Source organism: Enterobacter quasiroggenkampii (assembly GCF_043972695.1).
Taxonomy (GTDB): Bacteria; Pseudomonadota; Gammaproteobacteria; order Enterobacterales; family Enterobacteriaceae; genus Enterobacter; species Enterobacter quasiroggenkampii.
Window position 1 is genome coordinate 2,724,015 of record NZ_CP143745.1, and the last position, 22,692, is coordinate 2,746,706.

At 60.2% G+C, this 22,692-nt stretch carries 20 protein-coding genes; 16 read left to right on the forward strand and 4 right to left on the reverse strand.

The features are described from left to right. Positions 1–174: 174 nt before the first annotated feature. Genes V1572_RS13060 through V1572_RS13070 form a run of 3 tightly spaced genes read left to right on the forward strand, consistent with a single transcriptional unit; the run spans position 175 to position 3,327 of the window. Positions 175–2,814, forward strand: coding sequence for a YdbH family protein (locus V1572_RS13060; protein ID WP_395299185.1), 2,640 nt, complete (start codon positions 175–177; stop codon positions 2,812–2,814). After that, a complete protein-coding gene (locus V1572_RS13065; RefSeq protein WP_008502388.1) occupies positions 2,811–3,002 on the forward strand; it encodes a YnbE family lipoprotein in 192 nt (63 codons plus the stop codon). The genes V1572_RS13060 and V1572_RS13065 overlap by 4 nt, the downstream gene beginning before the upstream one ends. Positions 3,003–3,009: 7 nt before the next feature. After that, a complete protein-coding gene (locus V1572_RS13070) occupies positions 3,010–3,327 on the forward strand; it encodes a YdbL family protein (protein WP_008502387.1) in 318 nt (105 codons plus the stop codon). On the opposite strand, the gene feaR is transcribed toward V1572_RS13070, so the two are convergent. After that, positions 3,328–4,236: a transcriptional regulator FeaR gene (feaR, locus tag V1572_RS13075; RefSeq protein ID WP_063621527.1), complete on the reverse strand. Its 909-nt coding sequence runs from the start codon at positions 4,234–4,236 to the stop codon at positions 3,328–3,330. A 241-nt stretch (positions 4,237–4,477) separates the two neighbouring features. Here feaR and V1572_RS13080 point away from each other — a divergent pair, with 241 nt between their 5' ends. Continuing rightward, positions 4,478–5,977 (forward strand): aldehyde dehydrogenase family protein, encoded by a 1,500-nt coding sequence (locus V1572_RS13080; RefSeq protein WP_063621528.1) that lies wholly within the window; start codon positions 4,478–4,480, stop codon positions 5,975–5,977. 88 nt (positions 5,978–6,065) lie between these two features. On the opposite strand, the gene V1572_RS13085 is transcribed toward V1572_RS13080, so the two are convergent. The 3 genes from V1572_RS13085 to paaZ all read right to left on the reverse strand — a co-directional run bounded on the left by V1572_RS13085 (position 6,066) and on the right by paaZ (position 11,809). Then, a complete protein-coding gene (locus tag V1572_RS13085) occupies positions 6,066–7,172 on the reverse strand; it encodes a diguanylate cyclase (protein ID WP_196352339.1) in 1,107 nt (368 codons plus the stop codon). 118 nt (positions 7,173–7,290) lie between these two features. After that, positions 7,291–9,564, reverse strand: a complete 2,274-nt coding sequence (gene tynA / locus V1572_RS13090; RefSeq protein WP_126534448.1) for a primary-amine oxidase — start codon at positions 9,562–9,564, stop codon at positions 7,291–7,293. 205 nt (positions 9,565–9,769) lie between these two features. Then, the gene (paaZ, locus tag V1572_RS13095) at positions 9,770–11,809 is read right to left on the reverse strand and encodes a phenylacetic acid degradation bifunctional protein PaaZ (protein ID WP_395299186.1); all 2,040 of its coding nucleotides are present in this window, start codon (positions 11,807–11,809) and stop codon (positions 9,770–9,772) included. 283 nt (positions 11,810–12,092) lie between these two features. Here paaZ and paaA point away from each other — a divergent pair, with 283 nt between their 5' ends. The 12 genes from paaA (at position 12,093) to paaX (ending at position 22,692) form a co-directional block, all read left to right on the forward strand. Then, positions 12,093–13,022, forward strand: a complete 930-nt coding sequence (gene paaA, locus V1572_RS13100) for a 1,2-phenylacetyl-CoA epoxidase subunit PaaA (protein ID WP_126534450.1) — start codon at positions 12,093–12,095, stop codon at positions 13,020–13,022. Between the two features lie 11 nt (positions 13,023–13,033). Next, positions 13,034–13,321, forward strand: a complete 288-nt coding sequence (paaB, locus tag V1572_RS13105; protein ID WP_008502380.1) for a 1,2-phenylacetyl-CoA epoxidase subunit PaaB — start codon at positions 13,034–13,036, stop codon at positions 13,319–13,321. Between the two features lie 8 nt (positions 13,322–13,329). Continuing rightward, positions 13,330–14,076 (forward strand): 1,2-phenylacetyl-CoA epoxidase subunit PaaC, encoded by a 747-nt coding sequence (gene paaC / locus V1572_RS13110; protein WP_126534451.1) that lies wholly within the window; start codon positions 13,330–13,332, stop codon positions 14,074–14,076. An 11-nt stretch (positions 14,077–14,087) separates the two neighbouring features. Beyond that, positions 14,088–14,585 (forward strand): 1,2-phenylacetyl-CoA epoxidase subunit PaaD, encoded by a 498-nt coding sequence (paaD, locus tag V1572_RS13115; protein ID WP_395299187.1) that lies wholly within the window; start codon positions 14,088–14,090, stop codon positions 14,583–14,585. Positions 14,586–14,592: 7 nt separating this feature from the next. Next, complete coding sequence (gene paaE / locus V1572_RS13120; RefSeq protein WP_395299188.1) at positions 14,593–15,663, forward strand: 1,2-phenylacetyl-CoA epoxidase subunit PaaE; 1,071 nt, start codon at positions 14,593–14,595, stop codon at positions 15,661–15,663. Beyond that, a complete protein-coding gene (gene paaF / locus V1572_RS13125) occupies positions 15,660–16,427 on the forward strand; it encodes a 2,3-dehydroadipyl-CoA hydratase PaaF (RefSeq protein ID WP_395299189.1) in 768 nt (255 codons plus the stop codon). The genes paaE and paaF overlap by 4 nt, the downstream gene beginning before the upstream one ends. Next, on the forward strand, positions 16,427–17,215 hold the full coding sequence (gene paaG, locus V1572_RS13130) for a 2-(1,2-epoxy-1,2-dihydrophenyl)acetyl-CoA isomerase PaaG (protein WP_086374926.1): 789 nt from the start codon (positions 16,427–16,429) through the stop codon (positions 17,213–17,215). The genes paaF and paaG overlap by 1 nt, the downstream gene beginning before the upstream one ends. A 1-nt stretch (position 17,216) precedes the next feature. Continuing rightward, on the forward strand, positions 17,217–18,641 hold the full coding sequence (paaH, locus tag V1572_RS13135) for a 3-hydroxyacyl-CoA dehydrogenase PaaH (protein ID WP_126534453.1): 1,425 nt from the start codon (positions 17,217–17,219) through the stop codon (positions 18,639–18,641). After that, entirely contained in the window at positions 18,631–19,053 is a 423-nt protein-coding gene (gene paaI / locus V1572_RS13140) for a hydroxyphenylacetyl-CoA thioesterase PaaI (protein WP_008502373.1), read from the forward strand. Before paaH ends, paaI begins: the two co-directional genes overlap by 11 nt. Then, positions 19,053–20,258, forward strand: a complete 1,206-nt coding sequence (gene pcaF / locus V1572_RS13145; protein WP_126534454.1) for a 3-oxoadipyl-CoA thiolase — start codon at positions 19,053–19,055, stop codon at positions 20,256–20,258. The genes paaI and pcaF overlap by 1 nt, the downstream gene beginning before the upstream one ends. Positions 20,259–20,285: 27 nt before the next feature. Next, positions 20,286–21,602: a phenylacetate--CoA ligase PaaK gene (gene paaK, locus V1572_RS13150; protein ID WP_395299190.1), complete on the forward strand. Its 1,317-nt coding sequence runs from the start codon at positions 20,286–20,288 to the stop codon at positions 21,600–21,602. A 154-nt stretch (positions 21,603–21,756) separates the two neighbouring features. Continuing rightward, on the forward strand, positions 21,757–22,692 hold the full coding sequence (paaX, locus tag V1572_RS13155) for a phenylacetic acid degradation operon negative regulatory protein PaaX (RefSeq protein WP_028016008.1): 936 nt from the start codon (positions 21,757–21,759) through the stop codon (positions 22,690–22,692).

Sequence of the window (22,692 nt, forward strand, 5' to 3'; positions counted from 1 at the left end):
ACCCACTGAATCTAAATTGTGTTCTTCAGGTTACGCATAGCAAAAAAGTTACCTCATACTATTTACAGCATCTATCCTTAATCTTGGCGTTAACTTCAACTCAACCGCTAAACATGCGACAATGATCGGCATTGCCGGCTTAATTCTTTCGCTAAATCAGGATATTAACTGCCCATGAAGGGTAAATACAAAGCCGCTCTTGCGCTTTTACTGCTGTTCATACTGTTGCCGCTGACGCTGCTGATGACGCTCGCCCAGTGGGTGCCGACGCTCGCTGGGATCTGGCTTCCCGTCGGGACGCGCATCGCTTTCGAAGAGAGCCCGAAACTGACTCGCCACGCGCTGGTGATCCCCGACCTTCGCTATCTGGTGGAAGACTGCGAAATTGCCCGCATCGATAACGTGACGCTGTCACATCCCAGCCGCTGGAAGCTGGATATCGGCGCGCTGGATCTTAACTCCGTTTGCCTGAGCAAAATTCCCCAGTCAGCGCCTTCAACGGTCGCCCCGAAAACGCTGGCGGAATGGCAGGCAGTATTACCCAATACCTGGCTCACGATTCACCGTCTGACGCTGTCGCCCTGGCAGCAGTGGCAGGGCGAGCTGCGTGCGTCGCTGACCCCGTCCAGTCAGGAGATCGCCTATAAAGGCGAGCAGGTCAGCATTAAAGGCACGCTTCGCGGTCAGACGCTCTCGGTCAGCCAGTTCGATGTTCAGCTCCCGGATCAGCCGCAGCCGATTAAGCTGGTGGGCGAGTTTACCTTGCCGCTGGTGCCGGACGGCGTGCCGGTGAAAGGCCACGCGGTGGCGACCTTTAACGTGCCACAGTTAACGTCTCTGGTCGATGCCGATCTCGACTGGGAAGACAATCAGGGACAGCTGGTGGTGATGGCGAGAGACAACCCCGATCCGCTTCTCGACCTGCCGTGGCAGATCACGGCGGAACAGCTCAACATCAGCGACGGACGCTGGAACTGGGATCTCTCGGGTATGCCGCTGAGCGGGCGGGTGTCCCTTCGCGCCGACAACTGGCAGCAGGGGCTGGAGAAAGCCACGCTGACCGGACGACTGAACGTGTTGACGCAAGGCGATGCGGGGAAAGGCAACGCGGTACTGAATATCGGGCCCGGCAGGCTCAGCATGGAAAACAGCGACATGCCGCTGCATCTGAGCGGCGAGGCGAAGCAAAACGATCTCATTCTTTATGCCAAATTACCCGCAACACTGACCGGCAGCCTGTATGAACCGCAGCTGGCCTTTGAGCCGGGCGCGCTGCTCCGCTCGCGCGGACGCATCATTAACTCACTCGATATCGATGAAATCCGCTGGCCACTGGCGGGCGTAAAGCTCACCCAGAAGGGCGTGGACGGTCGTTTACAGGCGATTTTACGCGCCCATGAAAACGAGATGGGCGATTTTGAACTCCACCTGGACGGTCAGGCCAACGACTTTTTACCTGATAACGGCCTGTGGCAGTGGCGATACTGGGGGAAAGGCGGCTTTACGCCGATGCATGCCCGCTGGGATGTCGCCGGGAAAGGCGAGTGGCGCGACAACCTTATTGAGCTGACGGCGCTCTCCACCGGTTTTGACAAGCTCCAGTACGGCACGATGGAGGTCAGCAAGCCGCGTCTGGTGCTGGATCAGCCTGTACGCTGGTTGCGCGATGCCGAAAAACCGGCCTTCAGTGGTGCGCTGTCGCTGAAGGCCGGGCAAACGCGCTTCTCCGGCGGCAGCGTGTTGCCGCCATCGGTCCTGACCTTCAGCGTCGACGGCACCGACCCGACAATTTTTCAGTTTAAGGGCGACCTCCATGCGGACAACATCGGCCCGGTACAGGTCAACGGAAGGTGGGATGGCGTGCGCCTGCGCGGGCAGGCCTGGTGGCCGAAACAGTCCCTCACCGTATTCCAGCCGCTTATCCCGCCGGACTGGAAAATGACGCTGCGCGACGGTGAGCTTTATGCGCAGGTCGCCTTCTCGGCGGCGGCCGATCAGGGCTTTGAAGCGGGTGGTCACGGGGTACTGAAATCCGGCAGCGCCTGGATGCCGGACAACCAGATAAACGGCGTCGATTTTGTGCTGCCGTTCCGCTTCAGCGAGGGAACCTGGTCTCTGGGCACGCGCGGACCGGTCACGTTGCGCATAGGCGAAGTGGTAAACCTGGTGACCGCGCGCAACATTACCGCGGATTTACAGGGCGATTATCCCTGGACGGAGGACAATCCGCTGCTGCTCACCAACGTGAAGGTGGAAACCCTCGGCGGGAAGATCACCATGCAGCAACTGCGGATGCCGCAGCACGATCCGGCCCTGCTGCGGGTAGACAATATCTCTTCGAGCGAGCTGATTAGCGCCGTCAATCCAAAACAGTTTGCCATGTCGGGTCCCGTCAGCGGGGCGCTGCCGTTCTGGCTGGACAACGAAAAATGGATCATTAAGGATGGCTGGCTGACTAACCCGGGCCCAATGACGCTGCGCATCGACAAAGATACGGCCGACGCCATCGTCAAAGACAATATGGTCGCGGGCGCCGCGATTAACTGGCTCCGCTACATGGAAATTTCGCGTTCGTGGACGAGAATCAATTTAGATAACCTGGGTGAATTAACCATGCAGGCGACCATCAAGGGGACCAGCCGGGTCGATGGCAAGAGCAGCTCCGTCAACCTGAACTATACCCATGACGAGAATGTCTTTACCCTCTGGCGCAGCCTGCGCTTTGGAGACAATCTGCAAACCTGGTTTGAGCAACACGCGGCGATACCCGGTCTCCGCAGTTCGACTGGCAAGGAAAGTGAGGAACAACAATGAAAAAGATGGCTGGTGCGCTCACCGTTGCCGTTGCCGCGCTACTGTCCGGCTGTACGCCGCGCATTGAAGTCGCTGCACCAAAGGAGCCGATTACCATCAATATGAATGTCAAAATCGAACATGAGATCCACATTAAGGTCGATAAAGACGTTGAAACTTTGCTGAAATCGCGCAGCGATCTGTTCTGAGGACGCCATGAAACGAGTAGCTCTGATTTTACTGGCGCTGGGGATGAACGTGCAGGCGGCTACGCTGACCCTAAATGACGCCCGGGCGCAGGGGCGCGTGGGAGAAACCCTCAGCGGTTATCTCGCCCCGATTCAACAGGACGCCGAAACGCTGGCGCTGGTTAATCGCATTAACGCGGCGCGCACGGAAAGCTACCAGAAGCTGGCTGACAGCAATAATTTGCCGGTCGATGAAGTGGCCAAAATGGCAGGGCAGAAACTGGTTGCCCGCGCGCAGCCGGGCGAGTACGTGAAGGGCATTAACGGAAAGTGGCTCAAAAAATAGCTAGCGGTAGCGCTTGCGGTATTCACCCGGCGAAACGCCAAAGCGCTGCTTAAACGCCGTTGAAAAATGGCTATGGTCGGTGAACCCCCAGCTGTAGCCAATGCCCGCCAGCTTTTCGTCATCACCGGCAGCGCGCAGCACCTCCGCGCAGCGATCCAGGCGGCGGTTTTTAATGTACTGTGCAACCACCAGCCCCTTCTCGGCAAACATGCGGTAAAGGCTGCGCACGGACATACCGCTCTCGGCGGCAATCCATTCCGGGCGCAGCGATTCAGACTGAATGTGGTCGTCAATCAGCGCCACCACATGCTGGAACTGGCGTTCCTTACGCGGCAGAATGATTTCGCGCTGCTGGAAAGCGGGGCGCAGCAGGCAGATCATCGCTTCGAGCGCCGCTTCGCTCTCCCGGTCACTCAGGCTGGTATTGCTCATACTCTCCATCAACAGGCGATGGCTCAACTGTACCGTGGGCAGCGTGCGGGAAAGGGCGGTGGCGCAGCTTATCTCCTGAAAGCGGCACTGCTGCTCAATAATCTGACGGGGAACCAGGAGCGAAATCTGGCGGGATTTTTCCTGCCAGTTGATCGAGCAGGGGCGTGAGGCATCAATCAGCGTAATATCACCGGTTCTGAGTACCGCGCGGCGGTCATCCTGCTCAATTTCCGCACTCCCTTCGAGCTGGAACACGGTATAGAACCAGGCATCGTTACTCTGTTTGATCTCCTGACGGGAGCGGAACAGGTTGACGCCGCCGGCGGTGACGGTGCTGAGCTTCAGGCTGCGCGCATAGCTGGTCTCCAGCTCGCCGTAGAATTTTCCCTCGGTGGGCTGCGCGTTAAAACGCCCGCAAACCTGGTTAATTTGCGCCAGCCACTGCTGATACTGTTCCTGCTCGCTTGCACACGCCATCGTTTCTCTCACTGCACCGTCAACGTTTTCGCATTGTTGCATTTGTGTTGCATTTTGTCAGAGCTATGAGGCTGACTATAGGAAAGAACACTCACCGGTAACAGCGATATAAGCGGCAATTATCGTGATTTGCGGAGCCTGTCACAGGTGGCAAAGCGAATGTCACAGAGACAAAAGCGAGAATGCAAAACCCCACTTAGACTGGATGAACACCCTGCGAATAATAACGAAGGAGTATCCTATGTCTGAATCACTGGTAGCTATTCAGCCTGCCGTGCAGCAATTTTTAGACCGACAGCATGGCCTGTGGATTGAAGGGCGTCAGGCCGCATCGGACAGTGAAAAACGGCTGAATGTCTACAACCCGGCCACGGGCGAGGTCATCGCCTCGACTGCCGACGCCAGCGTCGACGACGTTGATCGTGCCGTCATGTCCGGCTGGCGCGCCTTTGTGGCCCGTACCTGGGCCGGAAAACTCCCGGCGGAGCGCGAGCGGATCCTGCTCCATTTCGCCGATCTGGTGGAACAGCACAGCGAGGAGCTGGCCCAGCTTGAAACGCTGGAGCAGGGCAAATCCATCAACATCTCCCGTATGTTTGAAGTCAGCTGCACCCTGAACTGGATGCGCTATACCGCCGGGCTGACCACCAAAATTACGGGTAAGACCCTCGACCTCTCCATCCCGCTACCGCAGGGCGCCCGCTATCAGGCGTGGACGCGTAAAGAGCCGGTTGGCGTGGTGGCCGGGATTGTGCCCTGGAACTTCCCGCTGATGATCGGGATGTGGAAAGTGATGCCAGCGCTGGCCGCGGGCTGCTCTATTGTCATCAAGCCGTCTGAAACCACGCCGCTGACCATGCTGCGCGTGGCGGAACTGGCCAGTGAAGCGGGCATCCCGGACGGGGTGTTCAACGTGGTGACCGGTAGCGGCGCGGTGTGTGGCGCAGCGCTGACCTCGCATCCGCATATTGCAAAGGTGAGCTTCACCGGCTCAACGGCGACGGGGAAGCAAATCGCCCGCGCGGCGGCGGACACGCTCACCGGCGTGACCCTGGAGCTTGGCGGGAAAAACCCGGCAATTGTACTCAAGGATGCGGACCCGGCGTGGGTAATCGAAGGCCTGATGACCGGCAGCTTCCTGAACCAGGGGCAGGTGTGCGCGGCGAGCTCGCGTATCTATATTGAAGCGCCGCTGTTTGACACGCTGGTCAGCGGGTTTGAACAGGCGGTGAAATCCCTCAGCGTCGGGCCGGGCATGTCGCCGGAGGCGTTTATCAACCCGCTGGTGTCGCGTGCGCACTGTGACAAGGTGCAGAGCTTCCTCGATGAGGCGAAGTCGCGCAACGCGGAGCTGATTGTCGGTAACCGTGGGCCGGAAGGCAAAGGCTATTACGTTTCGCCTACGCTGGTGGTGAACCCGGATGCCTCGCTGCGCCTGACCCGCGAAGAGGTGTTTGGCCCGGTGGTCAACGTGGTGCGCGTCGCCGACGGGGAAGAGGCGCTGCAGCTGGCAAACGACAGCGACTATGGCCTGACGGCGAGCGTCTGGACGCAGAATATCAGCAAGGCGCTGGAATATACCGACCGGCTGCAGGCGGGCACCGTCTGGGTCAACAGCCATACGCTGATCGACGCCAACCTGCCGTTCGGCGGCATGAAGCAGTCCGGGACAGGGCGCGACTTTGGTCCGGACTGGCTGGACGGCTGGTGTGAAACCAAGTCGGTTTGCGTACGGTATTAAAAAGCAAGCCGGGTGGCGGCTACGCCTTACCCGGCCTACAACACCTCGAACCGTAGACCGGGTAAGCGCAGCGTCACCCGGCTTTTATTTAGAGCGACCACCTATCCCGCCCGGCCTCTTTCGCACGATAAAGCGCCGCATCGGCGCGAGCGATGATCTCGGTGCCGGCCAGCCCCTCCGCCATGCTCGCAATCCCCATGCTTACGGTGACATGGTCGCTGACCGTGGAGGCGTCGTGCGGTATGGCTTCCGTACGCAGGCCGTCCTGAATACGCAGGGCAACCTTTTCCGCGATGCTTGCCGGGCAATTGAAGAGGATGACCACGAACTCCTCACCCCCGTAGCGTGACACCACATCATCAGGTGTGCGCACCGACTGCTTCAGCACGCGCGCCACGCGGGTCAGACAGTCGTCGCCTGCCTGATGCCCGTAGGTATCGTTGTAGCGCTTGAAGTAGTCGATATCCAGCATGATCACCGAGAAGGTTTTTTTCTGCTCAACCGCGTTCTCCAGGACCACCTCCATTTTCCGGCGATTGGCGGTCTTGGTTAACGGGTCCTGGTGCGCCAGCGCGTCCAGCCGTGATATCAGCAACTGATTTTGCTGGTTACGTCGCCAGGCTTCGTCAAACCAGCTCAGCAGAATGAAACGCCCGCAGACCAGGATCAGCGTAAACACGCTCCAGATGATGATGAAGTGCAGGTTTAGGCCATCATTGCGTACCCAGCTTGCAACCGGCAGGGTGATCCAGAGCGGGAGCACAAAGGCGAGCAGCCCCTCAGGGTAAAAATAGAGCGCCGTTAACCCGGCGAGTAACAGAATGACGCACAGCGGCCAGACGTGGGGCAGCAGCAATTGCGTGATGAACCAGAAACAGGAGACCGACCAGATGGCACTACAGATAAATAACACCACGCTGATTCCGGCGATACGCCGCCAGGCCATCAGGATCAGCGCAGCAGAGAGAATAATAATGCCGAGCATGGAGGCATCGACCATTCTTGTCAGCTGCGGCGAGTGGGGATAAAGGGGATCGCTGGCCTTAAGGAGGATGTGTCGCAGCAGGATCATCACCGCGAAACTGACGTTGACGAAGGCCAGCCACGGCAGGTTCATCGCCAGCCCATGCATGACCATGGCATGGCGCGTGGACCACGTTGCCCGTTCCAGCGTCGGTTGTTTTCTTTTTTCCATAAAGGCCTTTCCCGTCCGGGGGATAAATCATGCAGGTGAGATATCAGTAACTATAAGCAAGCCAGGGCGATCCTCAAACTTCAGGGCAAAAAAAACCGGGCAATTGCCCGGCTGATGGTTATTTTTCGTCTTTTTTCTTCCCGAGCGTTGGCGTCTCGTCGAAGAAGTTCCACGGTTTAAGCAGGGTATGCACCCATTCCGTTGGCATAATTGGCCACTCTTCCGCACGCGCCACGTGGGTGGTGCCGGTGGTCATCCAGACCACGTCATCCTGATCGTTGAGCGACTCGTTATCCTTGCTGTACTGCCCCAGGCCGGTGTCGTGCACGGAGCGGTTAGGGAATTTTCCTTCCGGGTAGAGCTCATCCGGGTGGTAGCGGGTCACCCACAGCTGTTTGTCCATAAAGCTCAGGCGATGGTAAATCCACTCGTCCGGCGCAAATTTCGCGCCGGTTGCCACCGGGTGCGTGCCGCCCGCGTAAGGGATGATCTGGTACGAAACCGGGTTGCCCATGCGGTTCTCTTTACGGGTGTTGCTCAGCAGGCGAATCGTGCCCGGGTCGAACTTCTGCGCTGCTTGCTGCTCGGTATCAATATCGTACTGATTGATCTGCATGGTGCTGGTGCGCGGGCCACCGGCGGTATTCGGCTTCACTTCCGGATCCATGGCCACCAGCTTGTTGTTGATACCATCCACGTCCATATCAAGACGGAAGTTGTAGATGTGCTGGTGCGTGGTGCCCACGATGTTGTGGTCGATCAGCGTACCGTATTTTGTATCGTCTTTGGCGGTGGCATCGTGCATAGTTTTCGCCTGCACGCCTTTCACCGCTTCGATACCCGTCGCACCGGCGTCAATGCCGATGGTGCCATTTTCATGGAACACCCAGTCGAAGATGTAATCGTAATTGCCCACGGTACTCACCCAGCGCACCACCAGTTCGCGGCGCTCGGTGCTGACGTTAGGCTGGCCCATCTCCTGATGCTTATATTCCGGGCCTGCGTAGCGTTCGAAAATGGCGATTGCGCGCGGGATCTCCATCGGCGCGCCGGTGTAGTCCGGGATGGTTTCATTGAGCATCACCGCGTTGGACGGCACGTCTTTACCGCGTACCAGCGGCGAGGTCAGGGTGCCCATGCCGTAGTCGCCGGAATCAAGATAGGCCTTAAAGTACCAGCCCACGTCCGGATCACCGTAAGGGACGATCATGCCGCCGAGCGACCCCTGATACATAATCTGGCGTTTTTTGCCGTTGTCGTTATACGTGACGGTTGAAATCATCGGGCCGACGCGGGAGTCCAGGCTCAGGTGGAAGTCCCAGTTCTGCCAGTGCACCATATCGCCGGTAATGGTGTAGTTCTTGCCTTCCGGCTCAATGATGTCGAGCGGTTTTTTCGGCGTCTCTATACGGTCGCGGCCATCGTAGGGGCGCGGCGTCATCGGAACCGGAACAACGGCACCTTCCTCAATCTTCTGGATTTTCTTCTGCTCAAGATCGACCACGGCCACCAGGTTTTCAATCGGGTGCGCCCAGTAGTTGCCGTCGCCGACATCCAGATAGCTCACCACTTTCAGCAGGCGATCTTCCTGCTTCAGGCCATCTTTACCGTCGAAATAGCCGACGGTCAGCGGCGTGGTAATCACTTTTTTCGGGTCGGTGATGCCGTGTTTTTTAAGCACCTCGGCAAACTCCGTGCTGTCGTTGATGATCTGCTGTACCGCGGTGAAATCATCCAGCAGCACCATGCCGTGCGCATCTTTCACAGGCTCCCAGCGCAGGATTTTTTTATCCTTCAGATCCACCAGGCTTTCGATAACGTGCTTTCCATCGAGCATCACAATCTTTGCCTGACGCGGGGCATCCACAGCCATACCGTTAAGCACAAAGTCCCACACTTTGGCTTTCTCTGGCTCAGCAAGGGCAATCTGGGTAAAGCGGGTATTCGGTTTAAAATCCGCTGAGGCTTTGACAATCTCAACGGCTTGCTTAATTTCGTCCGCCGTCAGCGCGTTTAGCGGGTGAGGGCGTTTTTCAACCTGGAAAGTCTGGTCAAGACCGGACTGGAAAACATCGTTGATGAAGCTGTCAGAGATAAAGGCTTTTTTGCCTTTCATCACCACCGGCACCTCGAGCTTGAGGGTTTTCCCGTTGACGATGGCGGTTTTCGCGCCCGGTTTGACCTTCACAAAGGCGCCGTCTTTCGCAATGGTGAACATCTGTGCGTAATCATCCCACTGAACGTCGGCGCCAAAGTCCTGCAGCGTTTTGTCCATCGGGACCATATGCGCCTCACTGCCGTGGGCGAAAACAGGGGATTGCCAGGCGCAACACAGCGCAACGGCCATAGCCAGCGCCGTTCTACGGGCAGAAAAAGAAGAATTGCTTCCCATCGTAGACCTCATCTTGTTGTGTTTATTGTGTTGTGACAGCCTTATCCTGACAGGCGCCTGAGAAAAGCGTTTGCCTGCATCTGCCAGATTATTTGCCAGTCTTGCCAGGTTAAAAAAAGAGCGGGGCGATGTCACACCCCGGCTGGTCGTGGTAGGCCGGGTAAGCATCGCGCCACCCGGCAGGAAAGGCGGTGAAGGGAAGGTGTCAGAAATCCCCCTGCTGGCGCGCCACCAGCGTCAGGATGGAGTAGAGCGCCACGGCCTGCTGGTGCTGGTTGAAAATCTCAACCGCCCATTCCACCACGCCGGTTGGTTTTTCCTCGGCGGTGCGCTGTTTCTTCAGCGTTTTACGCTTGCAGGTCAGACGCACCTGAATGGTATCGCCCGGTTTAACCGGCTCGATAAAGCGCAGGTTTTCCATGCCGTAGTTGGCGATCACCGGCCCGACGCCCGCATCAACAAACAGCCCTGCTGCGGCAGAAATCAGGAAGTAGCCGTGCACTACGCGCTCGCCAAAGATCGACTCTGCCGCGCCAATCTTGTCCATATGGGCGTAGAAGTGGTCGCCGCTCAGGCAGGCAAAGTTCACGATGTCCGCTTCCGTCAGGGTGCGGCGCGGCGTCAGCAGGCTGTCGCCCGGCTGTAGCTCCTCAAAGTATTTGCGGAACGGATGCACACGATCTTCCTGCACCGCTGCGCCACGCACCCACTGTTTGCCAATAGCCGCCAGCATCGTCGGGCTGCCCTGAATGGCGGTGCGCTGCAGGTAGTGCTTCACCGCACGCAGGCCGCCCAGCTCTTCGCCGCCGCCCGCGCGGCCCGGGCCGCCGTGCACCAGCTGTGGCAGCGGGGAACCGTGGCCGGTGGACTCTTTCGAGGCTTCCTCGTTGAGGATCTGAATACGCCCGTGGGCGCGCGCCGCACCGGTAATAAACTGGCGGGCAATGTCCAGGTCTGCGGTAACCAGCGTGCCCGCCAGGCTGCCGCCGCCCGCGCGGGCAAGCTGCATTGCGTGGCGCGCGTGGCGATACGGCATCAGCGTCGCAACCGGGCCAAAAGCTTCGGTTGAGTGCACAGCCGGAGTTTCATCCGGCTGCGGGCAGAACAGCAGGGTCGGCGGGTAGAACGCGCCAGCGGCCTGCAAATCCGCTTTGCCACCCAGGCGGACCTGGCAGCCTGCGGCGATCAGTTGATCCACTTTCTCCTGCACGTCCGCACGCTGTTCGGCGTTGACCAGCGCGCCCATCTTTACCCCTTCCTGCGCCGGATCGCCCACCACCACCTTTTCCAGCCGGGCAACCAGCGCCTGGCTCACGGCGTCAATCTGGCTCTGCGGGACGATAATGCGGCGAATGGCCGTACATTTCTGCCCGGCTTTGGCGGTCATCTCGCGCACCACTTCCCGAATGAACAGGGCAAATTCCGGCTGCTCCGGCGTGACGTCTTCCCCCAGCACGCAGCAGTTCAGGGAGTCGGCTTCCATCGTGAACGGAATGGCATTCGCCACAATATTCGGGTGCACGCGCAGGCTTTGCCCGGTGCTGGCGGAGCCGGTAAAGGTCACTACGTCCTGACTGTCGAGCTGGTCGAGCAGATCCCCCGCGCCGCCGCAGATCAGGCTGATGGCGCCGTCCGGCACCAGCCCGCTGTCGACGATGGATTTCACCATCGCCTGCGTCACCTGTGCGGTGGCGGTGGCGGGTTTGATGATGGCGGGCATGCCGGCAAGCCAGGTCGGGGCCAGTTTTTCAAGCATTCCCCAGCAGGGGAAGTTAAAGGCGTTGATGTGCACCGCCACCCCGGATTTGGAGGTCAGGACGTGACGCGCGGCAAAGCCGCCTTCTTTTGACAGCGGGATCAGCTCGTCTTCCGGCCACACGGTGTCATCCGGCAGCTCGCGGCTGCCCAGGCTTGCGTAAGTGAAGAGGGTGCCGATCCCGCCTTCGATATCGACCCAGCTGTCTGATTTTGTCGCCCCGGTCTGGGCGGACAGGGCATAAAACGTCTCTTTCTCGCTAAGCAGGTGCTTTGCCACAGCCTTCAGCATGGCCGCGCGTTCGATAAAGGTCATCTCGTGAAGCGCTTCGCCGCCGCGCTCAATCGCATAGCGACGGGCGGCCGCCATGTCCAGCCCTTCGCTGGTCACGCTCCACAGCGCTTCGCCATTGATGGCGTGATGAATAGTGCGTTCGCGGCCCCGGCCAGACTGCCAGGTACCGGATAAGAAGCTGGCTAACTGCTGCATCGCTTATCTCCAAATGTTACGTAATTTACCCATTAATAGTTTGATCATGAATCATAAAAATCAAGCTGAGTTTTAATGAATTGTTAACATTGTGATCCGCTCTGATGAAACGCGGCGCGCCAGAACGCTCTTCAGCGCGCCATTGGTAAAAGCCTTGCGAGCAATGTCACATAATCAGGAAACAATTCTTGGGGTTATATTTAACCTTTGTGTAACTTTTAAAAAACAAAGTGATTCAACATTACGCTTTAATTTGCAAACTAACGAATCATAAGGTGATGACGTGACGCAAGAACAACGGTTTGAGCAGCGCATAGCGCAGGAGACGGCGATTGAGCCTCAGGACTGGATGCCTGACGCCTATCGTAAGACGTTGATCCGCCAGATTGGCCAGCATGCGCACTCCGAAATTGTCGGCATGCTGCCGGAAGGGAACTGGATCACCCGCGCCCCGACGCTGCGCCGAAAAGCGATCCTGCTGGCGAAGGTGCAGGACGAAGCCGGACACGGGCTTTACCTCTACAGCGCGGCGGAAACGCTGGGCTGCGCACGGGAAGACATCTACCAGAAGATGCTCGACGGCAAGATGAAATACTCCTCCATCTTCAACTATCCGACCCTGAGCTGGGCCGATATCGGCGTGATCGGCTGGCTGGTGGACGGCGCGGCCATCGTCAACCAGGTGGCGCTGTGCCGAACCTCCTACGGTCCGTATGCCCGCGCGATGGTGAAAATCTGTAAAGAAGAGAGCTTCCACCAGCGTCAGGGCTTTGAAGCCTGCATGGCGCTGGCGCAGGGCAGTGAAGCCCAGCGCCAGATGCTGCAGGACGCCATCAACCGCTTCTGGTGGCCGGCGCTGATGATGTTCGGGCCGAACGACGACAATTCGCCGAACAGCGCCCGCAGCCTGGCGTGGAAAATCAAACGCTTCGGCAACGACGAGCTGCGCCAGCGCTTTGTCGACAACACGGTGCCGCAGGTAGAGATGCTGGGCATGACGGTGCCCGATCCCGACCTGCGTTTGGATGAAGAGAGCGGTCATTATCGCTTCGGCGAGATTGACTGGCACGAGTTTGACGAGGTCATTAACGGGCGCGGCATCTGCAACCACGAACGCCTGGCCGCCAAACGTAAAGCCTGGGAAGAGGGGGCGTGGGTGCGGGAAGCCGCACTGGCGCACGCCGAAAAACAACACGCCCGCAAAGTGGCTTAAGAGGAATCACGATGAGCAATGTCTACTGGCCGCTGTACGAAGTGTTCGTACGCAGCAAACAAGGGTTATCCCACCGTCACGTGGGCAGTCTGCATGCCGCCGACGATCGCATGGCGCTGGAAAATGCACGTGATGCCTACACCCGCCGCAGCGAAGGCTGTTCTATCTGGGTGGTTAAGGCGAGCGAGATTGTCGCCTCCCAGCCGGAAGAGCGCGGCGAGTTCTTCGACCCGGCGGAAAGCAAGGTTTACCGCCATCCGACGTTCTACACCATCCCTGACGGCATCGAGCACATGTGAGGCAAAGAATGAATTCAGTGACTGCCTATGCCCTGCGTCTGGGCGACAACGGTCTGGTGCTCTCCCAGCGTCTCGGCGCCTGGTGCGGCCACGCGCCGGAGCTGGAAATCGACCTCGCGCTCGCCAATATCGGCCTCGATCTGTTGGGACAGGCGCGCAATTTCCTGACCTATGCCGCGCAGCGGGAAGGCCAGGGCGATGAAGACACGCTGGCGTTTGGCCGCGACGAGCGCCAGTTCAGCAATGTCCTGCTGGTGGAGCAGCCGAACGGCAGCTTCGCCGACACGATTGCCCGCCAGTACCTGATGGATGCCTGGAACGTGGCGCTGTATGAACGCCTGATCCAAAGCCGCGACGGCCAGCTTGCCGCCATTGCCGCCAAAGCGATTAAAGAGGCGCGCTACCACCTGCGCTTCAGCCGCGGCTGGCTGGTGCGTCTGGGCGACGGGACCGAAACGTCCGCGCAAAAAATGCAGCAGGCCATCGACAACCTGTGGCGTTTTACGGCCGAGCTGTTTGAAGCCGATGACGTCGAACGGGAGCTGATTGAGTCCGGCGTGGCGGTTGACCCGCGCCTCCTGCGTCAGCCGTGGGAAAGCGAAGTCTTTGCCGGTCTGAATGAAGCCTGCCTGCAGGTGCCCGCCGAGGTGGCGTACCGCACCGGGGGCAAGCAGGGGCTGCATACCGAACATCTGGGCCCGATGCTGGCGGAAATGCAGTATCTCCAGCGCGCGTATCCCGGTCAGCAGTGGTAAAGGAGAACGCTATGCAACGCCTCGTCGACATCGCGCCCGCGCAAATACCGCAGATCTGGGCGCTGCTCAGCCAGATCCCGGACCCGGAAGTGCCGGTGTTAACCATCACCGATTTAGGCATGGTGCGCAGCGTGAAGGCGCAGGGGGAAGGCTGGGTCATTGGCTTTACGCCGACCTACTCGGGCTGTCCGGCGACGGAACATCTGCTGGGGGCGATCCGCGAGGCGATGGCCGCGCACGGCTTTACTCCGGTGCACATTGTGCTCCAGCTAGAACCCGCCTGGACCACCGACTGGATGACCCCCGACGCGCGTGAGCGCCTGCGGGCGTACGGCATCAGTCCGCCGGTGGGGCATAGCTGTCACGCGCACGCGCCGGTGGAGGTGAGCTGTCCGCGCTGCGCCAGCACCGACACTTCGCTTATCAGTGAATTTGGCTCGACGGCCTGCAAAGCGCTCTACCGCTGCAATTCCTGCCGTGAGCCCTTCGACTATTTCAAATGTATTTGAGGCTGCCATGACAACGTTTCATTCATTAACAGTGGCAAAAGTGGAACCCGAAACCCGCGACGCGGTGACCATTACCTTTGCAGTGCCGCAGGCGCTGCAGGAGGCCTACCGCTTTCGTCCCGGCCAGCACCTGACGTTAAAAACGACGCTTGGCGGAGACGAGCTGCGCCGCTGCTACTCCATCTGCCGGAGTACCGCCCCGGGCGAAATCAGCGTGGCAGTCAAAGCCATCGACGGCGGGCGCTTTTCCCGCTATGCCCGGGATGAGATCAAAGCGGGCATGGCGCTGGAGGTGATGGTTCCTCAGGGGCAGTTTGGCTACCAGCCACAGGCCGAACGCGAAGGCCACTACCTGGCGATTGCGGCAGGCTCCGGGATCACCCCGATGCTGGCGATTATCTCCGCGACGCTTGCGACTGAACCCAACAGCCATTTCACCCTGATCTACGGCAACCGCAGCAGCCAGAGCATGATGTTCCGCCAGGCGCTGGCGGACCTGAAGGACAAATACCCTCAGCGGCTGCAACTGGTCTCCATCTTCAGTCAGGAGCGGCTGGACAGTGATCTGCTCTTTGGCCGCATCGACGGGGAAAAACTGCAAGCGCTGGCGAAAACCCTGATCAACTTCCGCCAGTATGACGAGGCCTTTATCTGCGGCCCGTCCGCAATGATGGATGACGCGGAGGCCACGCTGAAGGCGCTGGGGATGCCGGACAAATCCATTCACCTTGAGCGCTTTAACACCTCCGGAATCACCGTTAAGCGCGCGGCGCACGTGCAGGCGGGCGGACAGAAAGTGACCGTTCGCCAGGACGGGCGCGACCGTGAAATTACCCTGACGGCGGATGACGAAAGCATTCTTGATGCCGCCCTGCGTCAGGGGGCAGATCTGCCGTATGCCTGCAAGGGCGGCGTCTGCGCCACCTGCAAATGCAAAGTGCTGCGCGGGAAGGTGGACATGGCGACCAACTACAGCCTGGAGCCGGACGAGCTGGCCGCCGGGTATGTGCTGAGCTGCCAGTCATTACCGTTAACCGCCGACGTGGTCGTCGACTTCGACGCGAAGGGGATGGCATGAGCGAGCTAACTGTTACCCGTCATGGCCGCGTGCTGCAGCTGACGCTCAACCGTCCGGCGGCGCGCAACGCCCTCAACAACGCGCTGTTAACCCAGCTTGCGGAACAGCTTGAGGCCGCCGCCGTGGATGCTGACATTGCCGTCTGCGTGATTTACGGCAGCGAGCGCTGCTTTGCCGCCGGGGCCGATCTCAACGAAATGGCGGAAAAAGACCTGCCTGCCACCCTGAACGATATTCGCCCGCAGCTGTGGGCACGCATTAACGCGTTCAGCAAACCGCTGATCGCCGCCGTGAACGGTTTCGCGCTGGGCGCGGGCTGCGAGCTGGCGCTGCTGTGCGACGTGGTGATTGCCGGTGACAACGCCCGTTTCGGCCTGCCGGAAATCACGCTCGGCATCATGCCCGGCGCGGGCGGCACCCAGCGTCTTATCCGCAGCGTCGGGAAATCGCTCGCCAGCAAAATGGTGCTGACCGGCGAGAGCATTTCCGCCGAGCAGGCGCTGAACGCCGGGCTGGTGAGCGATGTTTTCCCGGCGGCGCTGACGCTGGAGTATGCCCTGAAGCAGGCGGCCCTGATGGCGCGCCACTCGCCGCTGGCGCTGCAGGCGGCCAAACAGGCGCTGCGGCAGTCACAGGAGGTGCCGCTCCAGGCCGGTCTGGCCCAGGAGCGCCAGCTGTTTACGCTGCTTTCCGCCACTGAAGACCGCCGGGAAGGCATCGACGCCTTCTTACAAAAACGCACCCCCGACTTTAAAGGACGCTAATTGTGGAATTTATTCTCAGTCATGTAGAACAGGGCGTGATGACCATTACGCTGAACCGTCCGGAGCGTCTGAACAGCTTTAACGACGTGATGCACCAGCAACTGGCTGAGTGCCTGAAACAGGCCGAGCGCGATGACACCGTTCGCTGCCTGCTGCTCACCGGCGCAGGACGTGGTTTCTGTGCCGGTCAGGACCTGAATGACCGCAACGTCGACCCCAACGGCCCGGCGCCGGATCTGGGCATGTCCGTTGAAACCTTCTACAACCCGCTGGTGCGCCGCCTGGCAAAGCTGCCGAAGCCGGTCATCTGTGCCGTTAATGGCGTGGCGGCGGGCGCGGGCGCCACGCTGGCGCTCGGGTGCGACATGGTGATTGCCGCCCGTTCGGCCAACTTCGTGATGGCATTCAGCAAGCTTGGCCTGGTGCCAGACTGCGGCGGCACCTGGCTGCTGCCGCGCGTGGCCGGACGCGCCCGCGCCATGGGGCTGGCTTTGCTCGGTGACAAACTCAGCGCTGAACAGGCGCAGGCGTGGGGCATGATCTGGCAGGTGGTCGATGACGAGCAGCTCTCCACCACGGCACAGCAGATGGCCCTGCATTTTGCGTCTCAGCCGACCTTCGGCCTGGGGCTGATCAAGCAGGCGATCAACGCCGCGGAAACTAATACTCTGGACGCTCAGCTCGATCTCGAGCGCGACTATCAGCGCCTGGCCGGGCGCAGCGACGACTACCGCGAGGGCGTCAGCGCCTTCCTCGCGAAGCGCGCGCCGAACTTTACGGGGAAATAAGATGCTGAACATACGGACTGTCGCCGTGATCGGCAGTGGCACGATGGGCGCAGGGATTGCCGAAGTCGCCGCCAGCCATGGTCATCAGGTTCTGATCTACGACATCTCCAGCGATGCGATATCACGTGCCATCGACGGGATCCGCCAGCGTCTTGCCTCCCGTGTAACGCGCGGAAAGCTCTCCGCCGATGCCGGGAGCCAAATCCTTGCCCGGCTGGTTCCCGTCACCGATATCGACGCGCTTTCCGCGGCCGATCTGGTGATTGAAGCGGCCTCCGAGCGGCTGGAGGTGAAAAAGGCGTTGTTTGCGCAGTTGGCGGAGATCTGCCCGCCGCAGACGGTGCTGACCAGCAATACCTCTTCCATCTCCGTCACGGCGATAGCGGCGGACGTCCACCACCCGGAACGCGTCGCAGGCCTGCACTTCTTTAACCCGGCGCCGGTCATGAAGCTGGTGGAGGTGGTCAGCGGGCTGGCGACCTCCCCGGAAGTGGCCGACGCGCTGTGCGAGCTGGCGCTGAACTGGGGCAAACAGCCCGTTCGCTGCCAGTCAACGCCGGGGTTCATCGTCAACCGCGTCGCGCGTCCGTTCTATTCCGAAGCCTGGCGCGCGCTGGAAGAACAGGTCGCTCCGCCGGAGGTGATTGACGCCGCCCTGCGTGAGGGCGGCGGCTTCCCGATGGGGCCGCTGGAGCTGACCGACATGATTGGTCAGGACGTCAACTTTGCGGTGACCTGTTCGGTATTTAACGCCTTCTGGCAGGAACGTCGTTTTCTGCCTTCGCTGGTTCAGCAGGAACTGGTGCTGGCAGGAAGGCTGGGCAAAAAGAGCGGGAAGGGCGTGTACGACTGGCAGGGTGAAAAACCTGACGTGCAGTGGGTTGAGTCGGTGAACGACAGCTATAGCCCGATGCGCGTGGAAAAAAGACGTGACGGTGTCACGGAAATAGATGATGTCTATCTGGTTGAAACGCAGGGCGAGACCGCGCAGGCGCTGGCGCTGCGGCTCAACGGCCCGGTGGTGGTGGTCGACCGCATTGAGCGTGACGTGGCGGTCATTGCCGCTGCCGCCAGTAACCCGCATACCGCGACGCAAAAAGCCATTCGCTACCTGCAGCAGCAGGGACACCGGGTGGTGCAAATTGCCGATTATCCCGGCCTGCTGATCTGGCGGACGCTGGCGATGATTGCCAACGAGGCGCTGGATGCCCTGCAAAAAGGGGTCGCCAGCGAGAAGGACATCGACACGGCCATGCGTCTGGGCGTGAACTACCCGAGCGGGCCGATCGCCTGGGGCGAGCGTCTGGGCTGGCAGCGCCTGCTGACGCTGCTGGAGAACCTGCAGCGTCATTACGGCGAAGAGCGCTATCGCCCCTGTTCACTGCTGCGCCAGCGCGCGCTTCTGGAGAGTAGCTATGAGTCATAACGCCTGGCATAACGCCCGCACCATGTACGAACGGGACGCCTGCGCGCAGGCGATGGGGATGGACATTGTCGAGATGGACGAGGGCTACGCGGTAGTGACCATGACCATCACCCCGCAGATGCTGAACGGCCATAAAACCTGCCACGGCGGCCAGCTGTTTTCGCTGGCGGACACCGCTTTTGCCTACGCCTGCAACAGCCAGGGGCTGGCGGCGGTAGCCTCCGGCTGCTCGATTGACTTTCTGCGTCCGGGCTTCGCTGGGGACACGCTCACCGCCACCGCGCGGGTGAAGCATCAGGGCAAGCTGACCGGCGTGTATGACATTGAAATCCAAAACCAACAACAGAAAACCGTCGCCCTTTTTCGCGGAAAATCTCACCGCATCGGCGGCAGCGTGACAGGAGAGGCCTGATGCGTGACGCATTTATTTGTGATGGCGTTCGAACCCCCGTGGGCCGCTACGGCGGCGCGCTTTCCGCAGTCCGAACTGACGATCTCGGTGCCGTGCCGCTGCGCGCGCTGCTGGCCCGCTACCCGCAGCTCGACCTGGAGCGGATTGACGACGTGATTTTCGGCTGCGCCAACCAGGCGGGGGAAGATAACCGCAACGTGGCGCGCATGTCGTCGCTGCTGGCCGGTCTGCCGCAGACGGTCTCCGGCACGACGATCAACCGCCTGTGCGGTTCCGGGCTGGACGCGATTGGTTTTGCCGCGCGCACCATCAAGGCGGGCGACGGCGACCTGCTGATCGCGGGCGGCGTGGAGTCGATGTCCCGCGCGCCGTTTGTGATGGGCAAAGCCACCGCGGCGTTTCAGCGACAGGCGGAGATCTTCGATACCACCATCGGCTGGCGATTTGTGAATCCGCTCATGCATCAGCAATTCGGAACTGACAGTATGCCGGAAACGGCAGAGAATGTAGCTGAATTGTTAAATATCAGCCGTGCCGATCAGGACGCCTTCGCGCTGCGCAGCCAGCAGCGTACCGCGCAGGCGCAGCAGAACGGCGTTCTGGCGCAGGAGATCGTCCCGGTGCCGGTGCCGGGTAAAAAAGGGGCGATCACGGAGTTCAGCGTGGATGAACATCCGCGCGCGGACACCACGCTCGAACAGCTTGCCGGGCTGAAAACGCCGTTCCGTAAGAACGGGGTGGTCACGGCCGGAAATGCCTCCGGGGTTAACGACGGCGCGGCGGCGCTGATTGTCGCCAGCGAGAAGATGGCGCTGGCGCAGGGGGTAGTTCCTCGCACGCGGATCGTGGCGATGGCGACGGCGGGCGTGGAGCCACGTCTGATGGGGCTCGGCCCGGTACCGGCCACCCGCAGGGTGCTGGAGCGCGCCGGACTCAGTATTCACGATATGGACGTCATTGAGCTTAACGAAGCTTTCGCCGCGCAGGCGTTGGGCGTGCTGCGTCAGCTGGGCCTGCCGGATGATGCCGCGCACGTCAACCCGAACGGTGGCGCGATTGCGCTGGGCCACCCGCTGGGCATGAGCGGCGCCAGGCTGGCGCTGGCCGCGAGTAACGAACTGCACCGACGCAGCGGGCGCTACGCGCTGTGTACGATGTGCATCGGTGTGGGTCAGGGCATTGCCATGATCCTTGAGCGTGTTTGAGCATAAAAACAATGTGAGTACCCTACAATGACAAATACAACAAAGCTTGATCCGATTGAAACGGCCTCCCTTGACGAGTTACAGGCGCTACAAACCGCGCGTCTGAAATGGACGCTGCATCACGCCTATAACAACGTGCCGATGTACAAACGCAAGTTTGATGCTGCGGGCGTTCATCCTGACGATTTCAAAGAGCTGGCGGATATCCGTAAGTTCCCGTGCACCACCAAGCAGGATCTGCGGGATAACTATCCGTTCGATACCTTCGCCGTGCCGATGGAGCAGGTGGTGCGCATTCACGCGTCATCCGGCACCACCGGCAAACCGACGGTTGTCGGCTACACGCAGGGTGACATCGACAACTGGGCCAACCTGGTGGCGCGCTCCCTGCGCGCGGCGGGCGGCAGCGCGAAGGACAAAATTCACGTGGCGTATGGCTATGGTCTGTTTACCGGCGGGCTGGGGGCGCACTACGGGGCGGAGCGTTTAGGCGCGACGGTGATCCCGATGTCCGGTGGCCAGACGGAGAAACAGGCGCAGCTGATCCGTGATTTCCAGCCGGACATGATCATGGTGACGCCGTCCTACTGCCTCAACCTGATTGAAGAGCTGGAGCGCCAGATGGGCGGCGATGCCAGCGGCTGTTCCCTGCGCGTGGGCGTCTTCGGCGCCGAGCCGTGGACGCAGGCCATGCGTCGAGAAATTGAAAAACGCTTAGGCATTACGGCGCTGGATATCTATGGCCTCTCCGAAGTGATGGGGCCGGGCGTGGCGATGGAGTGTATCGAAACCGTCGACGGCCCGACCATCTGGGAAGATCATTTCTACCCTGAGATCGTCAACCCGAACGACGGCACGCCGCTGGATGACGGCCAGCAGGGCGAACTGCTGTTCACCACGCTGACCAAAGAGGCGCTGCCGGTGATCCGCTACCGCACCCGCGACCTGACGCGTCTGCTCCCGGCAACCGCGCGCAGCATGCGCCGTATGGACCGCATCAGCGGCCGCAGCGACGATATGCTGATCATTCGCGGCGTCAATGTCTTCCCGTCACAGCTGGAAGAGGAAATAGTGAAGTTCGAACACCTTTCTCCGCACTACCAGCTTGAGGTGAACCGTCGCGGACATCTTGATTCACTTTCTGTGAAGGTGGAGCTGAAAGAGAGCAGCCTGATGCTGACGCACGAGCAGCGTTGCCAGGTGTGCCACCAGCTGCGCCACCGTATTAAGTCGATGGTGGGGATTTCCACCGACGTGACGATCGTGAACTGCGGCAGCATCCCGCGCTCAGAGGGCAAAGCCTGCCGGGTGTTTGACCTGCGTAAAGTTGCGGCCAACGGTTAAAACACCTTACCCCTCATCCTAACCTTCTCCCCTGAGGGGAGAAGGGACTGCTCGGTGCGGCCTTTTTCCCTCTCCCCTCAGGGGAGAGGGCCAGGGTGAGGGGCTATCTCAGAATCCTATGCTATGATTCATCCAGGACAAAAATAACAACAGAATGAATCACATGAATAAACTCGACGCCTTTATCCAGCACGCGGTCAGCTCTGTTCCCGTCAGCGGGACTTCGCTTATCTCCTCGTTATACGGTGACGCGCTTTCCCATCGCGGCGGTGAGATTTGGCTCGGCAGCCTGGCTGCCTTACTGGAAGGCATGGGGTTTGGCGAACGGTTCGTGCGTACCGCGCTGTTTCGCCTCAACAAAGAGGGCTGGCTGGACGTCTCGCGCATCGGGCGACGCAGCTTTTACCGCCTGAGCGATAAGGGGCTGCGCCTGACGCGTCGCGCGGAGAATAAGATCTACCGCGCGGAACTGCCCGCCTGGGACGGTAAATGGTTATTGCTGCTCTCCGAGGGGCTGGATAAAACCACCCTGGCCGACGTTAAAAAGCAGCTGATCTGGCAGGGGTTTGGCACGCTGGCGCCGAGCCTGATGGCCTCGCCGTCACAGCATCTGGCGGACGTGCAGTCCCTGCTTCACGATGCCGGCGTGGCGGAAAACGTGATTTTCTTTGAAGCCCACTCGCCGCTGGCGCTCTCGCGCGCCGCGCTGCGTTCACGCGTAGAAGAGTGCTGGCAGTTAACCGAGCAAAACGCGATGTACGAGTCGTTTATCAGCTCGTTCCGGCCGCTGCTGCCGCTGCTGAAAGAGGCCGCGCCAGAGGAGCTGACGCCGGAACGCTGCTTCCAGATCCAGCTGCTGCTGATTCACTTTTATCGTCGCGTGGTGCTGAAGGACCCGCTGCTGCCGGAAGAGTTACTGCCTGCGCACTGGGCGGGACAAAGCGCCCGACAGCTCTGCATTAATATCTATCAGCGTGTCGCGCCGGGGGCGCTGGCGTTTGTCAGCGAGAAGGGCGAAACCTCTGTCGGCGAACTGCCCGTGCCCGGCACGCTCTACTATCAACGCTTTGGTGGTCTTACAAGCGCATAA

Bases quoted from the DNA above. Each gene is read 5' to 3' on its own strand.
- V1572_RS13060 (WP_395299185.1), top strand. From the start codon at position 175: ATGAAGGGTAAATACAAAGCCGCTCTTGCGCTTTTACTGCTGTTCATA.
- V1572_RS13065 (WP_008502388.1), top strand. From the start codon at position 2,811: ATGAAAAAGATGGCTGGTGCGCTCACCGTTGCCGTTGCCGCGCTACTG.
- V1572_RS13070 (WP_008502387.1), top strand. From the start codon at position 3,010: ATGAAACGAGTAGCTCTGATTTTACTGGCGCTGGGGATGAACGTGCAG.
- feaR (WP_063621527.1), bottom strand. From the start codon at position 4,236: ATGGCGTGTGCAAGCGAGCAGGAACAGTATCAGCAGTGGCTGGCGCAA.
- V1572_RS13080 (WP_063621528.1), top strand. From the start codon at position 4,478: ATGTCTGAATCACTGGTAGCTATTCAGCCTGCCGTGCAGCAATTTTTA.
- V1572_RS13085 (WP_196352339.1), bottom strand. From the start codon at position 7,172: ATGGAAAAAAGAAAACAACCGACGCTGGAACGGGCAACGTGGTCCACG.
- tynA (WP_126534448.1), bottom strand. From the start codon at position 9,564: ATGGGAAGCAATTCTTCTTTTTCTGCCCGTAGAACGGCGCTGGCTATG.
- paaZ (WP_395299186.1), bottom strand. From the start codon at position 11,809: ATGCAGCAGTTAGCCAGCTTCTTATCCGGTACCTGGCAGTCTGGCCGG.
- paaB (WP_008502380.1), top strand. From the start codon at position 13,034: ATGAGCAATGTCTACTGGCCGCTGTACGAAGTGTTCGTACGCAGCAAA.
- paaC (WP_126534451.1), top strand. From the start codon at position 13,330: ATGAATTCAGTGACTGCCTATGCCCTGCGTCTGGGCGACAACGGTCTG.
- paaD (WP_395299187.1), top strand. From the start codon at position 14,088: ATGCAACGCCTCGTCGACATCGCGCCCGCGCAAATACCGCAGATCTGG.
- paaE (WP_395299188.1), top strand. From the start codon at position 14,593: ATGACAACGTTTCATTCATTAACAGTGGCAAAAGTGGAACCCGAAACC.
- paaF (WP_395299189.1), top strand. From the start codon at position 15,660: ATGAGCGAGCTAACTGTTACCCGTCATGGCCGCGTGCTGCAGCTGACG.
- paaH (WP_126534453.1), top strand. From the start codon at position 17,217: ATGCTGAACATACGGACTGTCGCCGTGATCGGCAGTGGCACGATGGGC.
- paaI (WP_008502373.1), top strand. From the start codon at position 18,631: ATGAGTCATAACGCCTGGCATAACGCCCGCACCATGTACGAACGGGAC.
- pcaF (WP_126534454.1), top strand. From the start codon at position 19,053: ATGCGTGACGCATTTATTTGTGATGGCGTTCGAACCCCCGTGGGCCGC.
- paaK (WP_395299190.1), top strand. From the start codon at position 20,286: ATGACAAATACAACAAAGCTTGATCCGATTGAAACGGCCTCCCTTGAC.
- paaX (WP_028016008.1), top strand. From the start codon at position 21,757: ATGAATCACATGAATAAACTCGACGCCTTTATCCAGCACGCGGTCAGC.